The organism is Saccharothrix syringae (genome assembly GCF_009498035.1).
Lineage (GTDB): Bacteria > Actinomycetota > Actinomycetes > Mycobacteriales > Pseudonocardiaceae > Actinosynnema > Actinosynnema syringae.
The window spans coordinates 1785331-1803074 of sequence record NZ_CP034550.1; the positions used below are offsets into that span (position 1 = coordinate 1785331).

18 protein-coding genes are annotated in these 17744 nt (G+C 73.4%); 13 read left to right on the top strand and 5 right to left on the bottom strand.

Features of this window, described 5'->3' with window-relative positions:
- The first annotated feature begins 62 nt into the window (after nt 1–62).
- The 3 genes from EKG83_RS08460 to EKG83_RS08470 all read left to right on the top strand — a co-directional run bounded on the left by EKG83_RS08460 (nt 63) and on the right by EKG83_RS08470 (nt 2548).
- Complete coding sequence (locus tag EKG83_RS08460; RefSeq protein WP_033431385.1) at nt 63–950, top strand: glutamate ABC transporter substrate-binding protein; 888 nt, start codon at nt 63–65, stop codon at nt 948–950.
- A gap of 78 nt (nt 951–1028) precedes the next feature.
- A complete protein-coding gene (locus EKG83_RS08465) occupies nt 1029–1703 on the top strand; it encodes an amino acid ABC transporter permease (protein WP_033431384.1) in 675 nt (224 codons plus the stop codon).
- On the top strand, nt 1700–2548 hold the full coding sequence (locus tag EKG83_RS08470; RefSeq protein WP_033431383.1) for an amino acid ABC transporter permease: 849 nt from the start codon (nt 1700–1702) through the stop codon (nt 2546–2548). Before EKG83_RS08465 ends, EKG83_RS08470 begins: the two co-directional genes overlap by 4 nt.
- A gap of 64 nt (nt 2549–2612) precedes the next feature.
- Here the strand turns inward: EKG83_RS08470 and EKG83_RS08475 are convergent, their stop codons facing one another.
- Nucleotides 2613–3710 carry an Rv2629 family ribosome hibernation factor gene (locus EKG83_RS08475; RefSeq protein WP_153277945.1) on the bottom strand — a complete coding sequence of 366 codons (1098 nt, stop codon included), beginning with the start codon at nt 3708–3710 and terminating at the stop codon, nt 2613–2615.
- Nucleotides 3711–3788: 78 nt separating this feature from the next.
- Here EKG83_RS08475 and EKG83_RS08480 point away from each other — a divergent pair, with 78 nt between their 5' ends.
- The 4 genes from EKG83_RS08480 (at nt 3789) to EKG83_RS08495 (ending at nt 6116) form a co-directional block, all read left to right on the top strand.
- The gene (locus EKG83_RS08480) at nt 3789–4457 is read left to right on the top strand and encodes an EcsC family protein (RefSeq protein ID WP_228122541.1); all 669 of its coding nucleotides are present in this window, start codon (nt 3789–3791) and stop codon (nt 4455–4457) included.
- 245 nt (nt 4458–4702) lie between these two features.
- Complete coding sequence (locus EKG83_RS08485) at nt 4703–4855, top strand: hypothetical protein (RefSeq protein ID WP_153277946.1); 153 nt, start codon at nt 4703–4705, stop codon at nt 4853–4855.
- Nucleotides 4856–4888: 33 nt separating this feature from the next.
- Nucleotides 4889–5068, top strand: coding sequence for a hypothetical protein (locus EKG83_RS08490; RefSeq protein WP_033431380.1), 180 nt, complete (start codon nt 4889–4891; stop codon nt 5066–5068).
- A gap of 619 nt (nt 5069–5687) precedes the next feature.
- Nucleotides 5688–6116 (top strand): CBS domain-containing protein, encoded by a 429-nt coding sequence (locus EKG83_RS08495; RefSeq protein ID WP_033431379.1) that lies wholly within the window; start codon nt 5688–5690, stop codon nt 6114–6116.
- Between the two features lie 3 nt (nt 6117–6119).
- On the opposite strand, the gene EKG83_RS08500 is transcribed toward EKG83_RS08495, so the two are convergent.
- A complete protein-coding gene (locus EKG83_RS08500) occupies nt 6120–6647 on the bottom strand; it encodes a CGNR zinc finger domain-containing protein (RefSeq protein ID WP_033431378.1) in 528 nt (175 codons plus the stop codon).
- 63 nt (nt 6648–6710) lie between these two features.
- Between EKG83_RS08500 and EKG83_RS08505 the strand changes: the two genes are divergently transcribed.
- From EKG83_RS08505 to EKG83_RS08515, 3 genes are read left to right on the top strand one after another with little or no spacing between them, the layout of a single operon-like run.
- Nucleotides 6711–7382, top strand: a complete 672-nt coding sequence (locus EKG83_RS08505) for a maleylpyruvate isomerase family mycothiol-dependent enzyme (RefSeq protein WP_051765913.1) — start codon at nt 6711–6713, stop codon at nt 7380–7382.
- A gap of 17 nt (nt 7383–7399) precedes the next feature.
- Nucleotides 7400–8338 (top strand): DUF3500 domain-containing protein, encoded by a 939-nt coding sequence (locus tag EKG83_RS08510; RefSeq protein ID WP_033431376.1) that lies wholly within the window; start codon nt 7400–7402, stop codon nt 8336–8338.
- Nucleotides 8335–8967, top strand: a complete 633-nt coding sequence (locus EKG83_RS08515; protein ID WP_033431375.1) for an endonuclease V — start codon at nt 8335–8337, stop codon at nt 8965–8967. Before EKG83_RS08510 ends, EKG83_RS08515 begins: the two co-directional genes overlap by 4 nt.
- On the opposite strand, the gene EKG83_RS08520 is transcribed toward EKG83_RS08515, so the two are convergent.
- Nucleotides 8955–10181 (bottom strand): 6-phospho-beta-glucosidase, encoded by a 1227-nt coding sequence (locus EKG83_RS08520; RefSeq protein ID WP_033431374.1) that lies wholly within the window; start codon nt 10179–10181, stop codon nt 8955–8957. The genes EKG83_RS08515 and EKG83_RS08520 overlap by 13 nt on opposite strands.
- Nucleotides 10182–10494: 313 nt before the next feature.
- On the opposite strand from EKG83_RS08520, the gene EKG83_RS08525 reads away from it, so the two are divergent.
- From EKG83_RS08525 to EKG83_RS08535, 3 genes are all read left to right on the top strand, one after another.
- Nucleotides 10495–12342 carry a Xaa-Pro dipeptidyl-peptidase gene (locus EKG83_RS08525; RefSeq protein WP_033431373.1) on the top strand — a complete coding sequence of 616 codons (1848 nt, stop codon included), beginning with the start codon at nt 10495–10497 and terminating at the stop codon, nt 12340–12342.
- Nucleotides 12343–12435: 93 nt separating this feature from the next.
- Nucleotides 12436–13200, top strand: a complete 765-nt coding sequence (locus tag EKG83_RS08530) for a M23 family metallopeptidase (protein WP_051765912.1) — start codon at nt 12436–12438, stop codon at nt 13198–13200.
- A 115-nt stretch (nt 13201–13315) separates the two neighbouring features.
- Nucleotides 13316–14467: a DUF4192 domain-containing protein gene (locus EKG83_RS08535; protein WP_051765911.1), complete on the top strand. Its 1152-nt coding sequence runs from the start codon at nt 13316–13318 to the stop codon at nt 14465–14467.
- A gap of 263 nt (nt 14468–14730) precedes the next feature.
- Here EKG83_RS08535 and EKG83_RS08540 read toward each other — a convergent pair whose 3' ends face one another.
- Both EKG83_RS08540 and galE read right to left on the bottom strand, forming a co-directional pair.
- Nucleotides 14731–16779, bottom strand: a complete 2049-nt coding sequence (locus EKG83_RS08540; RefSeq protein ID WP_033431371.1) for a S9 family peptidase — start codon at nt 16777–16779, stop codon at nt 14731–14733.
- Nucleotides 16780–17742, bottom strand: a complete 963-nt coding sequence (gene galE, locus EKG83_RS08545; protein ID WP_033431370.1) for a UDP-glucose 4-epimerase GalE — start codon at nt 17740–17742, stop codon at nt 16780–16782.
- Nucleotides 17743–17744 lie beyond the last annotated feature (2 nt).

The following is a 17744-nucleotide window of genomic DNA, read 5'->3' on the forward strand; positions in this document are numbered from 1 at the left end:
GTCCCACGACCGCGGCGCTGAGCCTGGCGCCGCACGACCCGATGAAGAGCAGGAGAAAGACGATGAGGGTTCGCACCCTGGCGGTGGCGCTGCTGGCCGGCGGCCTCGCCCTGACCGCGTGCGGCAAGGAGGGCAGCCCCACCGACACGGGCTCGACCGTGTCCCAGGAGGTCGCGACGGACGTGAAGGTCGACGGCTCGCCCACCTTCCAGAAGATGCAGAGCCGGGGCAAGGTCGTCATCGGCGTCAAGGAGGACCAGCCCGGTCTGGGTTACAAGGACCCGACCAGCGGCAAGTTCACCGGCTTCGACATCGAGATCGCGAAGCTGATCGCGTCGAAGCTGGGCTTCGGCGACGACAAGATCGAGTTCAAGGCCATCGCCTCCGCCGGCCGCGAGCAGGCGATCATCAACGGTGACGTCGACTACTACGTCGGCACCTACACCATCAACGCCAAGCGCAAGGAGCAGGTCTCCTTCGCCGGCCCCTACTTCACCGCGGGCCAGGACCTGCTGGTGAAGAAGAGCGACAGCTCGATCACCGGCCCGGACGCGCTCAAGGGCAAGAAGGTCTGCTCGGTGACCGGCTCCACGCCGATCCAGAAGGTCAAGTCCGAGGGCCTGACCGAGCCGGAGAACATCGTCGAGCTGCAGAACTACTCGCAGTGCGTGCAGCAGCTGGAGCAGGGCGCCGTCGACGCCGTCACCACCGACGACGCGATCCTGAAGGGCTACGCCTCCCAGCAGCCCGACACGTTCCGGGTCGTGGGCAAGCCGTTCTCGAACGAGCCCTACGGCATCGGCCTGGCCAAGGACGACAAGCCGCTGCGCGACAAGATCAACGACGTGCTGGACGCGGCCATCAGCGGTGCCGAGTGGCAGGACATCTACGACGCGACGCTGGGCAAGTCCGGCGCGACCGCCGAGAAGCCGGTGCTGGACCGGTACTGATCGACCCCGGGGCGGTCGGTCGCGGACCGGCCGCCCCGCCACACCCCACGTTCGAGGACACCAGCCAAGAGGGAACCGATGGACGTCCTGCTCGACAACCTCGACCTGTACGGGCCCGGGTTCCTCAACACCGTTGAGCTGTTCCTGATCTCCGCGGTCGGATCGCTGGTGTTGGGAACGATCCTGGCCATGCTGCGGGTCTCGCCCGTCCCGGTGCTGCGCGCCGCGGGCGCCGCGTACGTCACGATCGTGCGCAACACGCCCCTGACCTTGGTTTTCTTCTTCTTCGCGTTCGCGTTCCCGCTGCTGGAGATCGTGAACGCCGCCACGTTCGGCGGTTCGGCCTCCGCCTACTACTTCAGCGCGGCGCTCGCGGCGCTGATCCTCTACACCGCGGCGTTCGTGTGCGAGGTCGTGCGCTCGGGCATCAACACCGTGCCGGTCGGCCAGGCGGAGGCGTCCCGGGCGCTGGGCCTGACCTTCGGCCAGATGCTCGGCTCGGTGGTGCTGCCCCAGGCCACCCGCGCGGTCGTGCCGCCGATGATGAGCACGATGATCGCGCTGCTGAAGAACACCACCATCGCGGCCGGCTTCTCGGTGTTCCAGGCGGGTTCGATCAGCCTCAACCTGTCCGAGCGCGGTGAGGACCAGCTGGTCGGCCTGCTCTGGGTCGCGCTGTTCTTCGTGGTGCTCGTGATCCCCATGACCCTGCTGCAGCGCAGCCTCGAGAAGCGGTGGAGCATCGCCCGATGACCTCGGTCCTGTTCGACGTCCCCGGGCCGCGGGCCCGGCTGCGCCACCGGCTCTACGCGGTCGTCGGCATCGCCGCGCTGCTCGCCCTGATCGGCTTCGTGGTCTACCGGTTCGCCGAGAGCGGCCAGTTCGACGGCGCGAAGTGGTCCTGGCTGGAGTACGAGTACGTGCAGCTGGAGCTGCTGGACGCGCTGGGCAACACGCTGCGGGCGTTCGCGGCGGGCGCGGTGCTCGCCCTGGTGTTCGGCGCGGTCTTCGCGGCGGGCCAGCTGTCCGACCACCGGTTCGTCCGGGTGCCGTCGATGGCGGTCGTCGAGCTGTTCCGGGCCGTGCCGCTGGTCGTGCTGATCTTCGTCTTCCACTACGGCATCGCGCTGGGCGCGCCGTTCTACTCCGTGGTGCTGGGCCTGACGCTGTACAACGGCTCGGTGCTGGCCGAGGTGTTCCGCGCCGGCGTGCTGTCGCTGCCGCGCGGCCAGCGCGAGGCCGCCTACGCCCTGGGCATGCGCAAGACCCAGGTGATGACGCTGGTGCTGCTGCCGCAGGCGGTCCGCGCCATGCTGCCCGCGATCATCAGCCAGCTGGTGGTGCTGCTCAAGGACTCGGCGCTGGGCTTCCTCATCACCTACGAGGAGCTGCTCTACCAGGCCCGCTTCCTCGGCGGCAGCTTCGAGTTCGGCCGGCCGCTGGTGCCCATCACGATCGTGGTGGCCGCGATCTACATCGCGATGTGCCTGCTGCTGACCTGGCTGGCGAACACGCTGGAGAAGCGGAACCGGCGCAACAAGAAGGTGATCGACACCCCGGCGAAGCCCGCCGAGGACGCGGTCATGGCGGCGGTCTGACCGACCCGGTTTCACCCGAAGGGGGCACGTCGGCCGACGTGCCCCCTTCGTCGTGCCCGAGGACCTACCGGTGGCGCAGCAGGGCGCCCACGCCCTCGAACAGGTCGGTGCCGTCGGCGATCAGCACCTCCGCGCCGGTGGCCGCGGCGGCGTTGGGCAGCACCTCGTCGGCCCGGTGCTCCTCCACGTGCTCGATGCCCAGGCCGCTCAGCTCGGACCGGCGCAGCGCCACCTGCGCGGGGTGGTCGCCCGACCACACCGTGCGGTCGCCCAGCGCGGGGTCGGCGACCAGCAGCGCGGCCACGTTGGCCTCGCGCAGCGCCTCCACCACGGGCTCCAGCCCTTGCACGGCCAGGCCGCCGTCGCGACCGGCCTCGGCGGAGAACCGCTCGACCACCTCGTGCGCCTGGTTGTACTGGTACTGGGCGACCAGCGACTGCACGGCGCTGTCGAACGCCTCGTCGTCCGACCCGTCGGCCAGGCTGGCGCCCTCGACCTCGACCAGCACGTCCCGGCACCGCTGGCCCAGCTCGTCGCGCACCGCGGCGCGCGCCTGCAGCTCGCCGCCCAGGATGACCAGCCTGGCGTTGAGCTTGTTGACCAGGCGGTCGACGGCCTCGGCGACCAGGGCCGCGTTGCGCTTGGAGTTCTCCTCGACCGAGTGCTGCATGCGCAGGTGCGACCAGCCGCCGCCGCGCACCTTGTGCACCGGGTGCTCCTCGCCCCGGACCTCCTCGGCCGCGACCTCGCCCTGGCCGCCCGCCTCGCCCGCGTACCCGTGCAGGTCGGCGCCCACCTTGTCGGCGAGCACCACCACGTGCGGCACGGTCGGGCCGAGCGAGTTCGCCAGCGGCAGCACGTGCGGCAGGTCGGACCAGCGGGCGGTGTCCGCGGCGGGCGGGCGCGGCAGCACCCGGTCCAGCAGCACCCTCCCGCGGGCCGCGATGAGCGCCCGGCCGGCCTTGCCGACGACCGGCGCCAGCGCGGGGCCCTCCAGCGCGGCCAGGGTCTCCTCGTCCGCGCCCTGTCGGGCCAGCTCCTCGCGCACACCGCGCCAGCGCAGCTCCATCGCCTTGGCCGCGTCCTCGGTGTCGTGCGAGGCGTCCAGGTAGACCGACGCGAACGGGCCGCGTTCCCTGACCAGCTCTCCCAGCGAAGACATGTCCATTGGCCGGGTTTACCCGCTGTCGCGCCGCGTAACCTCGGGGGCATGGCGGAGGAACCGGGTGCTATCAGCAGGGTGCAGCAGAACGCCGTCGACCACCTCCTCCGGGTGGGCATCAACGGCTTCGGACCGTTCAAGGGGGCCGAGCAGATGGCCCTCGAAGCCCTGGACAAGGGCCTGACCAGGCAGGAAGCCGTCAAGCACCTGATCAGGACGCACGTGGCCGCGGCGGGCGTGCAGGGGTTCGCCACGAACGTGGGCGGCCTGATCACGCTGCCCGTCGCGCTGCCGGCGAACCTGACCGCCGCGTACCTGGTCCAAACTCACCTGATCGCGTCAATCGCGGCCGTGCACGGGCACGACCTGGAGAGCGAGGACGTGCAGACCGCCATCCTGGTGTGCCTGCTCGGCAACGCGGGCACCGAGGTGCTGAAGAAGGCGGGCATCAAGGCCGGCGCCAAGCTCACCATGAACCTGATCAGGAAGATCCCCGAGCAGCTCATCCGGGAGATCAACAAGCGCATCGGGTTCACCCTGCTGGCCAAGTACGGCACGACCAAGGCCACGGTGACCCTGGCCAAGGGCGTGCCGCTGGTGGGCGGGGTCATCGGCGGCACGTTCGACGCGGTCACCACGCGCGCGGTGGGCGCCTTCGCCGCCCGCTTCTTCACCGAGCGCGAGGACGCGCCCGCCGTGGTGGACGGCGACGTGATCGACGGGGAGGTCGTCGAGATCGGCGACTGAGCGGCCGTCCGAAGTGGACCCCGGTGCCGGGCGGCAAATAAAACTGTTGGCACGGTCGTCGATCCGCGCTACGGTCATCACCATGTTCTTCCAGATCTACCTCTGAGGACTTCTTCCTCCAGCGCCGCACCGGCCTCGGGCCGTGCCGCGCTCTTCTCCTGGTGGCCCCAGCGGCTCTTCTTCGCGACCCCCTTTTTCGGGTCGCGGTACTTCTGCACGCCTCGACACGTTGAGGAGGCGCACGCATGCCCACCATGCGAAACGTTCCGCCGCACGACGACCCGCCCGCCAACCGCGCCGCCCGCCGCGGCAGGCGCCAGGCCGGCGCCGCCCAGCCGCGCTTCGGCGGTGGCCGGATCGTCGCGAACCCCCGCCAGTACGCCATGCGACGCCGCTGACCAGCGGTTCCGCTCACCTCAGGAGGTAGACCGATGATCAACGAAGACCTGCCGGCGGACGACGGCGACCGCGCCGAGCAGCCGACCGTCGTGCCGAACCGCCGGGAACGCCGCGGGCACGGCCAGAAGGGGGGCGCCGTGAACCAGGTGCCCGGCAAGGCGCACCAGAACACCTTCGCGGGACGCCGCGTCTTCCGCCGCAAGGCCGGGTGACGCACCCGCGCGGTCGGTCGAGCCGGGGCACCGTCGCGGGCGCGTTCACCAACGCGCCCGCGACGGTGCTTCCGCGCTGTTGGGAAGATCGCCGGCGCCTCGCCAGTCCGGTCCTCTGTGGACAGAGTGCCGGTGGTGGCCGGCGACGGCCGCGCGTCCCGGCACGCGTTGGTCCGCGGGGCGCTCCACCGGCACCTGCCGCGGGCTGCGCGTGTGGTGCGCCGCCGCGCTGCTCGGGGACGCCGCCGAGCCGGCCCGGCACGCTCGTGGTCCTGATCGGTACCGCGCTGCTGCTCCGGGCGGGTGACGACCAGTAGGCCCTGGCGTGCCGGTCGGCGTGGGCCACGGCCTGTTCGCCGGCCCGGACGCGGCGCCGGCGGAGTCCCCGCCGCGGCTGGTGGGCACGTCAGGCGGGGTGGCGGCGCTGCCGCGCACGGTCGGGCCGGCGCTGGACGGGCCCACCGCGACCGGTGGGGATCACGGCACTGGGCGTGGTGGCCGCTGTGGGCCAACCGCGTGGGCGGTCGTCCCATCGGGCGCGTGACCTGCCGATCACCGCGCCGGCCAACTAGCCTGAGGCCGGTAGCTGCCGGGTCTGGGCGGGATCGGGAGGCGCACCATGAGGATCGCGGACGTGTTGCGGAGCAAGGGGTCGGCCGTCGCGACGGTCGGCGCGGCGGACTCGGTGGCGGACCTCCTGGCCGCGCTGGCCGAGCACAACGTGGGCGCGCTGGTCGTGCTGGGCCCCGACGGCATGGCCGGGATCGCGTCGGAGCGCGACGTGGTGCGGCGGCTGCACGAGCGGGGCCGCGACCTGCTGGACGCGCCGGTGTCGGAGATCATGACCAGCGAGGTGTTCACCTGCACGCCGCGCGACTCGGTCGACAGCCTCACCGTGCTGATGACCGAGCGGCGGATCCGCCACGTGCCGGTGCTCGACGGGGACCGGCTGGTCGGCATCGTCAGCATCGGTGACGTGGTCAAGAGCCGGATCGACCAGTTGCAGACCGACCACGACCAGTTGGCCGCCTACATCGCGCAGGGGTGACGCCTAGTCCCGCGCCCGGTGGTAGTGCCTGCTCACCCTGGCCCGGTTCCCGCACGACGGCTTGCACCACTCCTGCCGCGGGTGGTCCTTGACGAAGTACCGGACGCACCGCGGCGCCGGGCACGCCCGCAGCCGCGCGCCCTCCGGGCCGCCCAGGAACTCGATCACCGCGGTCGCCAGCCCGGCCAGCAGCCGGTCGCCCGGGTCGGCGGTGTCGCGGTAGTCCACCCGGGGCGGGTCGCCCCACTCCAGCCGCGGCGCCCGGGGCACGCGCGCGGCGGTCTCGTTGACCAGCGCCAACGCGCGGTCGAACGCCATCAGGTAGGGCGTGTCCAGCCGTTCCCCGGTGCCCGTGGCGCGGGCGTAGAGCGTCCGGACCGCCCAGCGCAGCTCGACCGCGCGCCGCCACAGCCCCTCGTCCGGCTCGACCCCGGCCCACGCGGCGAAGCCCTCGGGGGTGAGCAGGTCGTCGACGAGCCCGCCGTGGCCGTCGTGCCGGACCGTGCCCGCGAACTCCAACGCCAGTGCCACCCGGGCGAGTCTAGTGATAGGTTCCCTAACGGCTTTCGGTGAACTAATCATTAGGGGGAAATCGTGACGACCCAGGCGACCGCGCTGGCGGGCTACACCCGGCTGACCGAGCTGATCGCGGACCTGACCGACGCGCAGGTGGCCGAGCCGTCGGCGCTGCCCGGCTGGACGCGCGGCCACGTGCTGGCGCACCTGACCAACCTCACCGCCGCCATGGCCCGGCAGGCCGAGCTGGAGGGCACCCCGACCGAGGTCTACGACGGCGGCCAGGCCGGTCGCGACGCCGCGATCGAGGCCGCCGCCGGGCGCTCGGCCGACGAGCACCGCGCCGCGCTCGCCGCGGCCGTCGAGCGCCTGACCGCCGCGTGGGCCGGCGTGCGCGACTGGGGCGCCCCCGTCGCCTACCGCAGCGGCACCCTGCTGACCACCGTGCACGCGGTGTGGCGCGAGGTCCAGATCCACGCCCTCGACCTGGACCTGGGCCCCGTGACGTGGTCGACCGAGTTCTGCGAGCACACCATCGACTTCCTGGCGCCGCGCGTGCCCGACGGCGTGCGGCTGGTGCTGGTGGCCGACGGCCGCCGGTGGGAGCTGGGCGAGGGCGAGGAGGTCGAGCTGCGCGGGTCGCTCCAGGACCTCACCGCGTGGCTGGCCGGTCGCGAGCCCGCGGGCGAGGTCGCCGGGCCGGAGGTCGCGCTCGCGCCGTGGCCCTCGGCCGCCGCTCCCGCCAGGTGACCGGATAGTTTCGGGGGATGCTGCCCGAGATCGCCGAGGCCACCCGCGGGTTCCTGGAGACGCTGGACGACGCGCAGCGCGCCGCGGCGGTGCGCGCCGTCTCCGACGACGACCTGCGCAGGCGGTGGGCGTACACGCCGGGTCCCCGACCGGGCCTGGTCTACGGCGACCTGACCCGCGGCCAGCGCAAGGCCGTGCACCGGCTGCTGGCGCGCGTGCTCAGCCCGCACGCCTACGCGCAGGTCACCGCGGTGATGGCGCTGGAGGACGTGCTCGACGACCGGGAGGGCGGCCACCGCGACCGCCACCAGGGCGACTACTGGACCGTGCTGTTCGGCGAGCCCGGCGGCGACGAGCCGTACGGGTGGCGGGTCGAGGGGCACCACCTCTCGCTGAGCGTGGTGGTGGCCGACGGGCGCGTGTCGGCCACCCCCTTCTTCCTGGGCGCCAACCCGGCCCGCACCACCTACCGCGGCCGGACCGTGGCCCAGCCGCTGCGGCTGGAGGAGGAGCTGGCCCGCGAGCTGCTGGACCGCATGGGCCCGACGGCGCGCGGCCTCGCCGTCGTCGCCGACACCCCGCCGCCCGACGTGCGGACCGGCAACGCGCCCCGCGTGGTCGGCGTGGAACCCGCCGGGGTCGCCTTCGGGCAGCTCGACCGGCCCTCCCGCGACCTGCTGGTCGGGCTCGCGCGCTGCTACCTCGACCGCCTGCACGGCGACCTCGCCGACGAGGAGTTCGACGCCCTGGACCCGGAGCGGCTGCACTTCGCCTGGGAGGGGTCGGCCAGGCGCGGCGAGGGCCACTACTACCGGCTCCAGGGGCCGGAGCTGCTGATCGAGTACGACAACACGGCCAACGGCGCCAACCACGCCCACTCCGTGTGGCGGCGCGGGTCGGGCGACTTCGGCGACGACCTGCTGGCCGCGCACCGGGCGGAGGTGGGGCACGGGTGACGCCGGAGGAGGCGGTCGCCGAGCAGGAGCGGCTGCGGTCCCTGGTGGTGCCGCGCACCGACCCCGGGCTGGTGGTGCGGCGCGTCGCGGGCCTGGACGTGTCCTACGCCGAGGACGACCGGCTCGCCGCGGCGGTCGTGGTGCTGGACGCGGGGTCGCTGGAGACGGTGGAGGAGGTCGTGGTGCCCGGCCGGGCCGACTTCCCGTACGTGCCGGGGCTGTTCGCGTTCCGCGAGCTGCCGTCGCTGATGACCGCGCTGGAGCGGCTGAGCGCGCCACCCGACCTGCTGGTGTGCGACGGGCAGGGCCTGGCGCACCCGCGGCGGTTCGGCCTGGCCTGCCACGTCGGGGTGCTCACCGGCCTGCCCAGCCTCGGCGTGGCCAAGACGCCCATGGGCCGGTTCACCCCGCCCGGCGAGCACCGCGGCGCGCACAGCGACCTGGTGGACGACGGCGAGGTGGTCGGGCGCGCGCTGCGGACCCGTGAGGGGGTCAAGCCGGTGTTCGTGTCGGTGGGGCACCTGATCGACCTCGACCGGGCGTGCGCCGAGGTGCTGCGGCTGTGCGTGACCCGGCTGCCGGAGACCACGCGGCGGGCGGACGCGCTGGGGCGGGCTCAGCTGAGGTAGGCCAGGCCCGGGTGCTGCCGCGCGTAGGCGTCGAGCAGGCTGCGGGCGGTGGCCACCGAGTCCACCAACGGGTGAAGCGCGAACGCCTTGAGCGCGGCCGCCCGGGTGCCCTCCAGCACCAGCCGGTCCACCGCCTTGACCGAGGTGACCAGGCCCGCCGCGTGGTCGGGCAGTTGGCTGACCGGCAGCGGCCGGGCGCCCGTCGCGTCGACCTCGCACGGCACCTCCACCACGGCGTCGTCGTCCAGTGTGGACAGCGTGCCGTTGTTGCGCACGTTGAGGATGAGCGTGGTCTTCTCGTCCGCGTGGATGGCGCGCATCAGCGCCATGGCCACGTGCTCGTAGCCGCCGCCCTCCAGGGAGTCGCGCTCGCCCTCGCGGTCGTGCGCCATGTAGGTGGCCTCGCGTTCCAGCCGGGTCGTCTCCCAGTCCACGGCGCCGTCGTAGAAGCGCTGCTGCTGGGCGAGCAGGAAGGCACCGCGGTCGGCGCCCATCGCCTCCCGCGTGGAGTAGTAGTAGTGCAGGTACTCGTTGGGCACGGCGCCGAGCGCGCGCAGCCACTCCCCGCCGAACAGCCGGCCCTCCTCGAAGCCGGCCAGCGCCGCGTCGTCGGCCAGCAGGCGGGGCAGCAGGTCCTCCCCGTTCGAGCGCACCGCCTGGAGCCAGCCCAGGTGGTTCAACCCGGCGTAGTCGAACACCGCGCCGGCCACGCCCAGCGCCCCGGCCACGCGGCGGCACAGGCCCACGGGCGAGTCGCAGATGCCGATCACCCGGTCGCCCAGGTGCCGGGCCATCGCCTCGGTGACCAGGCCGGCGGGGTTGGTGAAGTTGACGACCCACGCGCCGGGCGCGACCTCGGCGACGCGGCGCGCGATCCGCTCGGCCACGGGCGCGGTGCGCAGCCCGTACGCGACGCCGCCCGCGCCGACGGTCTCCTGGCCCAGCACGCCGTGCTCGTGGGCCACCCGCTCGTCGACGGCCCGCCCGGCCAGGCCGCCCACCCGGATCGCGGAGAACACGAAGTCCGCGCCGCGCAGGGCCAGGTCCAGGTCGGTCGTGGCGGTCACCGGCGGCCCGCCGCGCAGGACGGCCCGGATCGCCCCCAGCCGGTGCGCGTCCACGTCGTGCAGCACGAGTTCGGTGACGCTGTCGTCCAGCGCCCGGTGCACGAGGGGCACGCGGAACCCGCCGCCGCCCAGGATGACCAGCCTCATGCCGTCCATCCTGCCCGGCCGGCCGGGGTGCGGGCGCGTCGATCACGGGACCCGGTCGCCCGCCCGCGGGCAGGGGGGTGAACACCCAGGTCAGCCCGGCGCCGGGCCGTCCGCGCCCGGACGCCGCGACCGGTGCGCCGACGTCGTCCCCGTGGTCGCGGGGGAGTCTGCACAGGTCGACGCCGCTGGTCAAGGGGCCGATCGTCGGGAGTTGGCGTATCGTCCACAGTGGAGTCCGGGAACCCTTGACAGGGGTGTGCCGCACGGGGAGGGTCTGCCGGAAACCTGTCCTACACATGATGGGGGTTCGGTCGTGAAGGGTGCACGGAGAGCCGCGGTGCTCGCGGCTCTGGTCACGCTGCCGCTGGGGCTCGCGCCCGCGGTCGCCGGCGCGGCCGCTGAGGGCCCGGTGTTCAAGGACGGCGAGGCGCAACCCGTCTTCGACGCCAAGGACGTCGTGCGCGAGAGCGTGTGGGTGCGCGCGCCGGTCGACAGCGACCGGGACGGGCGCGACGACGAGGTCTACACCGAGGTGGTCCGCCAGTCGGCCACCGAGCGCGGGCTCAAGGTGCCCGTGGTGTTCATCAACAGCCCGTACTTCTCCGGTGGCAACGACGTGGCCAACCACGACGTCGACGTCGAGCTGTACGTGCCCGACCGGCGCGGCGGCTACGACCGGCGCGACGGGTCGGTGCTCAAGGCCGAGGCCGACGAGCGGATCGCGGCGGCCGTCGGGCCCAACGCCGGCCCCATCACCTCCGGCCGCTACGAGGCGTACTTCGTCTCCCGCGGCTTCGCCATGGTCTACGCGGAGTCGCTGGGCACCGGCAAGTCCACCGGCTGCCCCACCTCCGGCGGCCGCAACGAGACCATCGGCTCGAAGGCCGTGGTGGACTGGCTCAACGGCCGCGCCACCGCGCGCGACGCCGCGGGCACCCCGGTCGAGGCCGACTGGACCACCGGCAAGGTCGCCATGATGGGCGTGTCGTACAACGGCACCCTGCCCAACGCCGTGGCCTCCACCGGCGTGGAGGGGCTGGAGGCCATCGTGCCGATCGCGGCCATCTCCAGCTGGTACGACTACTACCGGGCGGACGGCGCGGTCGTGGCGCCGGGCACCTTCCAGGGCGAGGACCTGGACGTGCTCGCCGAGTACGTCTACACGCGGGCCGACCAGGAGATCTGCAAGCCGGTGATCGCCGAGCTGGCCGCCCGGCAGGACCGGGTGACCGGCGACTACAGCGAGTTCTGGGACGAGCGGAACTACGTCAAGGACGCGGACAAGGTGCGGGCCGCGGTGCTCGCCGTGCACGGCCTGAGCGACTGGAACGTCAAGCTCAAGAACGTCGCGCAGTGGTACGAGGCGCTCAAGCGCAACGGCGTGGAGCACAAGATCTGGCTGCACCAGTCCGGGCACACCGACCCCGACACGCTGCGGTCGGCCGAGTGGCGGCGCACGGTCAACCGGTGGTTCAGCCACTACCTGTACGGGGTGGACAACGGCGTCGAGGACGAGCCGAAGGCCACCATCCAGCGCGAGGACCGCACCACGTGGGTGGACGAGGCCGAGTGGCCCGCCCCGGGCACGGCCAAGGCGCGGGTGCACCCGTGGGCCGGCGGCTCGACCAAGGGCGCGCTGCGGACCTCGTCGGTGCCCGGCCGGTCGGTGGTGGAGTCGCTGCGCGACGACTCGTCCAAGCTCGCCGAGGACCTGGTGGACCTGCCCAGCTCGGGCAACCGGCTGTCCTACGCGACCCAACCCGCGTCGACCGACCTGCGGTTCTCCGGCACGGCGCGGGTGCGGCTGGAGATCTCGTTCGACCGGCCGGCGGCCAACGTGACGGCCCTGCTGGTCGACCGCGCGCCGGACGGCACGTCGCACGTCATCACGCGGGGGTGGACCGACCCGCAGAACCGCGTCTCGCCCGCGAAGACCAAGCCGGTCGAGCCCGGCCGGTGGTACCAGGTCGAGGTCGAGCTGGAGCCCAACGACTACGTGGTCAAGGCCGGGCACTCGGTGGAGTTCGTGCTGCTCTCCAGCGACTACGACTACACCCTGCGGCCGAAGCCGGGCGCCGGGCTGTCGATCGACCTGACCTCCACGGTGGTGGAACTGCCGGTGGTCGGCGGGACGCCGGCGTTGCGCCGTTCGGTTGGTTAGGAAGTAATTCACGAACTCAATACCTGGCAAGTCTTCCACTTAACCGGCCGGGCGTGGTCCGATGCCCGCACCCAGTCGTCAAGGAGGTGGCAGATGAGCCGAGCCAGGCGCGTGGTCGTCACGGCCCTGGTGGCACCGCTCGTCGGCCTCGCCCTCACGCAGGGCGAGGCCGCGGCGGCGCCGAACTTCCAACTACCGTTCCCGTGCAACCAGGTGTGGGAGGGACAGACCCGCACCAACCACAGCCCCGCGAACTCGGTCGACTTCAACCGCGCCAACGACGACGGCGACCCCGTCGTCACGTCGGCCGCGGGCACCGTGACCAGGGTCGCGAACGAGGGCAGCACCAGCTACGGGCGGTGGGTCGAGATCGACCACGGCGGTGGCTGGCGCACCCGGTACGCGCACCTGTCCGCGCAGGCGGTGTCGGTCGGGCAGGCCGTGCGCCTGGGCCAGCGCATCGGCAACGTGGGCACCACCGGCGGGTCGACCGGGCCCCACCTGCACTACGAGCAGCGGCTCAACGGGGTCGACCAGAAGGCCGTGTTCAACGGGACCCAGGCGTACTACTGGGGCACCCGCAGCTACACCAGCCGCAACTCCTGCGGCAGCGTGACCGGCACGGTCGGCACCGACAGCGGCGCGGCGGTGACCGTCCGCTCCGGGCCCGGCACCCAGTACGCGGCGGTCGGCTCGGTCGCCAGCGGCGCGACCGTGACCATCCGCTGCCAGGCGCGCGGCGAGACGATCACCGGCAGGTACGGCACCACCGCGCTGTGGGACCAGATCGGGTCCGGCTACATCTCCGACGCGTACGTGTACACAGGTTCGGACGGCCAGGTCGCCCCGAGCTGCTGAGTTTCCCCAGGTCGCCGGCCGCTCCCGCCTCGCGCGGGAGCGGCCGTTCCCGAGTTGTCCACAGATCGGCCCGCCCTTGAGCGGCCGGGCCCGGCGCTCGGGCAGGGTCGGAGCCATGACGAAGCTCCTCTCCACGCCCCGGCTCCACGACCCGGGCGACCTGATCGCCGCCGTACCCCACCTGCTGGGCTTCCACCCGGCCGACTCCCTGGTGCTGCTCGCCGTCGAGCGCGGCGAGGTGGCCCTGACCCTGCGCGTCGACCTGCCCGCGCCCGACCACCCCGACGGCCTGGCCGAGCGGCTGGTGCCGCCCCTGGCCCGCCACCCCGGCGCCGTCGCCGTGGCCGTGGTGGTCGGCGGCGGCTCGGGCGACCCGCCCGAGGACCTGCCGCACGACGCGCTGGTGGACGACCTGGAGGAGGCCCTGCGCGCGGTGGGCACCCCCCTGGTGCTGGCGGTGTGGACGCGGGCCACGGCCAGGGCCGAACCGTGGTTCGACTACCACGACGCGGGCACGCGGGGGGTGGTGCCCGACCCGACCAGCACACCCCTGGCCGCAGCCACGGCCGCCCGGGGGTACGTCACCCACCCCAGCCGTGAGGCGATGGCCGGGCTGCTGGCACCCGACCCGCCCGAGCTGCTGTCCCACCGGTCCGAGCTGCTCGACCGCCGGGCCATGGGCGCCGCGCGCCCCGACCCGGGCGTCCGGGCACGCCACCGCGACCTGGTCCGCGCCGAGGTGGTCCGCGCCGCAGGCCGCAAGCGCCCGCTGACCGACGAGGAGGTGGCCGACCTGGCGCACGCCCTGGGCGACCCGTGGGTGCGCGACGCGAGCCTGGCCCACTGCGTGGGGGAGCACGCCGGGAGTGCCGAGGTGCTGTGGACCGAGCTGACCAGGGCGTGCCCCGCCCCGGAACGAGCCGAACCCGCCACCCTGCTGGCCTTCTCGGCGTACTTGAGGGGGATGGGGAGCCTGGCGTCGATGGCGCTGGAGCGGGCCGAGGAGGCCCACCCGGGGCACCGGCTCAGCGAGTTGCTGAGGGAGGCGCTGGACACCGGCCTGCCACCGGACCGGCTCCGGCGGCTCGCGGAGCAGGCCGCCGAGAACGACTGCACGTCCCCGGAGTGGTCCTCGCCGGAGCGGTTGTCCTCGCGGTTCGCTTCGGAGCGGTCGTGTTCGGAGCGGTTCGCTTCGGAGCGGTCGTCTTCGGGCTGCTCATGCCCGGACCGGGCTTCGACGGACCGGACTTCCCGGGAGGTCGATTGACAGCTCCCCGACCGATTCCGCCTTTCGGGGCGTTCGCCACCTGCCTCACGGGCGCGCCCGAGGCAGCGGTGGGCTGCCGCGGGCACGCACGGCCGGTCCGATCCCGGCCGGTGCCGGTGCCGGTGCCGGTGCCGGCGCTGGCGCTGGTCTGGGCCAGGCCGGTCCGATCCCGGGCGCCCGGGATCGGACCGGCCCCACCTCGGCGCAGTTCGGGCCTGAGCGGTTCGAGCCTCAGCGGTTCGGGGCTCGGAGCGGTTCAAGCCTCAGAGCAGCTCCGGGCGGCGCCAGGGCTCGCCCAGCACGTGCTCGGCCAGGAACGCGAACACCGTCTCGTACCAGACCTTCGAGTTCCCCGGCGTCAGGATCCAGTGGTTCTCGCTCGGGAAGTACAGGAACTTCGCCGGCACGCCGTGGCGCAGGAGGTCGAAGTACAGGCGCTGCCCCTCGCCGATCGGGACCCGGTAGTCCTTGTCGCCGTGGATGACCAGCATGGGCGTCTTGATGTCCGCCACCCGCAGGTGGGGTGAGTTGGCCGCCAACCGCTCCTGCTGGCGCAGCGGGTCGCCCATCTCGCGGATCCAGTAGTACGAGTCGTCGGTGGTGCCGGTGAACGCGTCCAGGTGCCACAGCGACGCGTGCGTCACGATGGCCTTGAACCGGTCGGTCCGGGTGGCGATCCAGTTCGCCATGTACCCGCCGAACGACCCGCCCATGGCGGCCGTGCGCGAGTCGTCGACGTCCTCGCGCCGCACGGCCACGTCGGTGATGGCCATCAGGTCCGTGTACGGCTTGGCACCCCACGAGCCCCAGCCGGCGCGCACGAAGTCGTGCCCGTAGCCGGTGGACAGCGCCGGGTCCGGCAGCAGCACCGCGTACCCCCGCGCGGCCATGAGCCACGGGTTCCAGCGCCAGCTCCACCCGCTCCAGCTCATCACCGGGCCGCCGTGCACCCACAGCAGCAGCGGGGCGGGCTGGTCCGCCGACGCGCCGCGCGGCAGCACCAGCCACGCGCGCACGGTGCGGCCGTCCTCGACCACCGTGTCGATCTCGGTCAGCGTGCCCGGCAGCGACTCGACCGCGCCCGGCGCGGGCAGCGGCACCGCGTCCTGGTCGGCGCCCGCGGCGGACAGGCGCACCGGCTGCGGCGGGTGGTCCCACGCGCTGCGCAGCGCGTACACGGTCGAGCTGTCCGGGCTGACCCGCACGTCGGTGTACGCGCCGGTGGCGGTCAGCTTGACCACCTCGCCCGACGCCAGGTCGAGCCGCCAGACCGGCTGGTGCCCCCGGTGGCTGCTGGTGAAGTACACCGCCGCGCCGTCCGGGCTCACCACCGGGTGCTCGGGCTCCTCCGGGAACCCCGGCGCCAGCTCGGTCACCTCGCCGTCCACCGAGATCCGCACCAGGGTGTTGCGCCACGGGCTGTCCGGCGTGGAGTCGAGCGCCCGCACCGCCACCACGCCCGACGAGTCCGGCAGGAACACCGGCTGGAGGAAGGAGTGCCCTTCGAGGTCGGCCAGCACGCGGTCGGTCGACCCGTCCGCGGCGACGAGCCGCAGCCGCACCCGCGACCCGTACGACGCGCTCACCGCGACGCTCTCGGTGCGCACCACCCACCGCCCGTCCGGGCTGATCACGGGGGAGTCGTCCAGGCGCGCGGTGGCGTTGGGCGTCAGGTCGACCAGGTCAGCGGCCGCGTCCAGGCGCGGGGCGTCCACGTCGACCGGGCGGGTGGTGGCCAGCACGCGCGGGTAGCGCGGGCCGAGGTCGGCGTCCCAGTACCGGATCGGGTAGGACTCGTGCAGGATCGCGGTCACCCCGGCGTCCTCGCGGGCCTTGCGCAGCTCCTCGTCGGCCTCGCCGAACGCCGCCGTCGAGTGGGTGTGGGCCACGAGCAGCACCGTGCCCGCGTCCCGCGCCACCGCGAAGCCCGCCACCCCGCCCGAGGGGCGGAACAGCTCGCGCGCCTCGCCGGCGGGCGGCAGCAGCCACAGCGCGGCCCGGTCCTTCGGCTTGTCCTTGCCGGTCGCGGCCTCCGGGTCCGGCCGCGACGAGACGAACAGCAGCCCGCCGTCCGGGGTGAACGCGGGCGAGCCCTCGGCCTTCGCGCCGCGCGTCAGGCGCCGCGCCGGCCGCTCCCCGGCGGGGTCGACCTCCCACAGCGCGCCCTGCCAGGTCTTGCGGTCCGGCGACAGCGCCGCCACCACCGTGACCAGCCGCGTGCCGTCGGGCGAGAGCGCCAGCGACGTCAGCCGGGGCATCTCCGCGTACGAGGTCAGGTCCCCGAACCCGGCCTCGGTGATCTTGTCCGTCATTCACGCCCCCTGTCGTGACCGGGTGAACTCCCAGGCGTCGCGCACGATGCCGGTGAGGTCCACCCGCTCCGGCTTCCACCCCAACTCGGTGCGGGCCTTCTCGCTGGAGGCCACCAGCACCGCCGGGTCGCCCGCCCGCCGGGGCGCCACGGCCGCCGGGATCGGGTGGCCGGTCACCTCCCGGCACGCGTCGACGACCTGCTTGACGGAGAAGCCCAAGCCGTTGCCCAGGTTGTAGATCCGGTGCTCGCCGGCCGCCGCGTGCTCCAGGGCCAGCAGGTGCGCGTCGGCCAGGTCGGCCACGTGGATGTAGTCGCGCACGCAGGTGCCGTCCTCGGTCGGCCAGTCCTCGCCGTAGACCTGGATCCGCTCGCGCTGCCCGAGGGCGACCTGGAGCACCAGCGGGATCAGGTGGGTCTCGGTGCCGTGCCGCTCGCCGAACCGCCCGTAGGCGCCCGCGACGTTGAAGTAGCGCAACGACACCGCGGCCAGCCCGTGCGCGGCGGCGTAGGAGGTGATCGCGTGGTCGATCGCGAGCTTGGTCGCGCCGTAGGTGTTGGTCGGCCGCGTCGGCGCGGTCTCCGCGATCGGCACCCGCTCCGGCTCGCCGTAGGTGGCGGCCGTGGAGGAGAACACCAGCCGCGGCGTGCCGTGCCCGCGCATCGCGTCCAGCAGCCGCAGCGACGTGACCACGTTGCCGTGCCAGTACTTCGCCGGGTCCTGCATGGACTCGCCGACCAGCGACTTGGCCGCGAAGTGGAGCACGCCGTCGAAACCCTCGGCGAGCACCTCGCCGATCGCCTCGTCGATGCCCGCCTCGACCAGCCGGACGCCGTCGGGCACCGCGTCCGCGTGCCCGGTGGACAGGTCGTCGAGCACGACCACCTCGTGACCGGACTCGACCAGCCTGGCCGCGCAGACGCTGCCCACGTACCCGGCACCGCCCGTGACGAGCAGCTTCACCT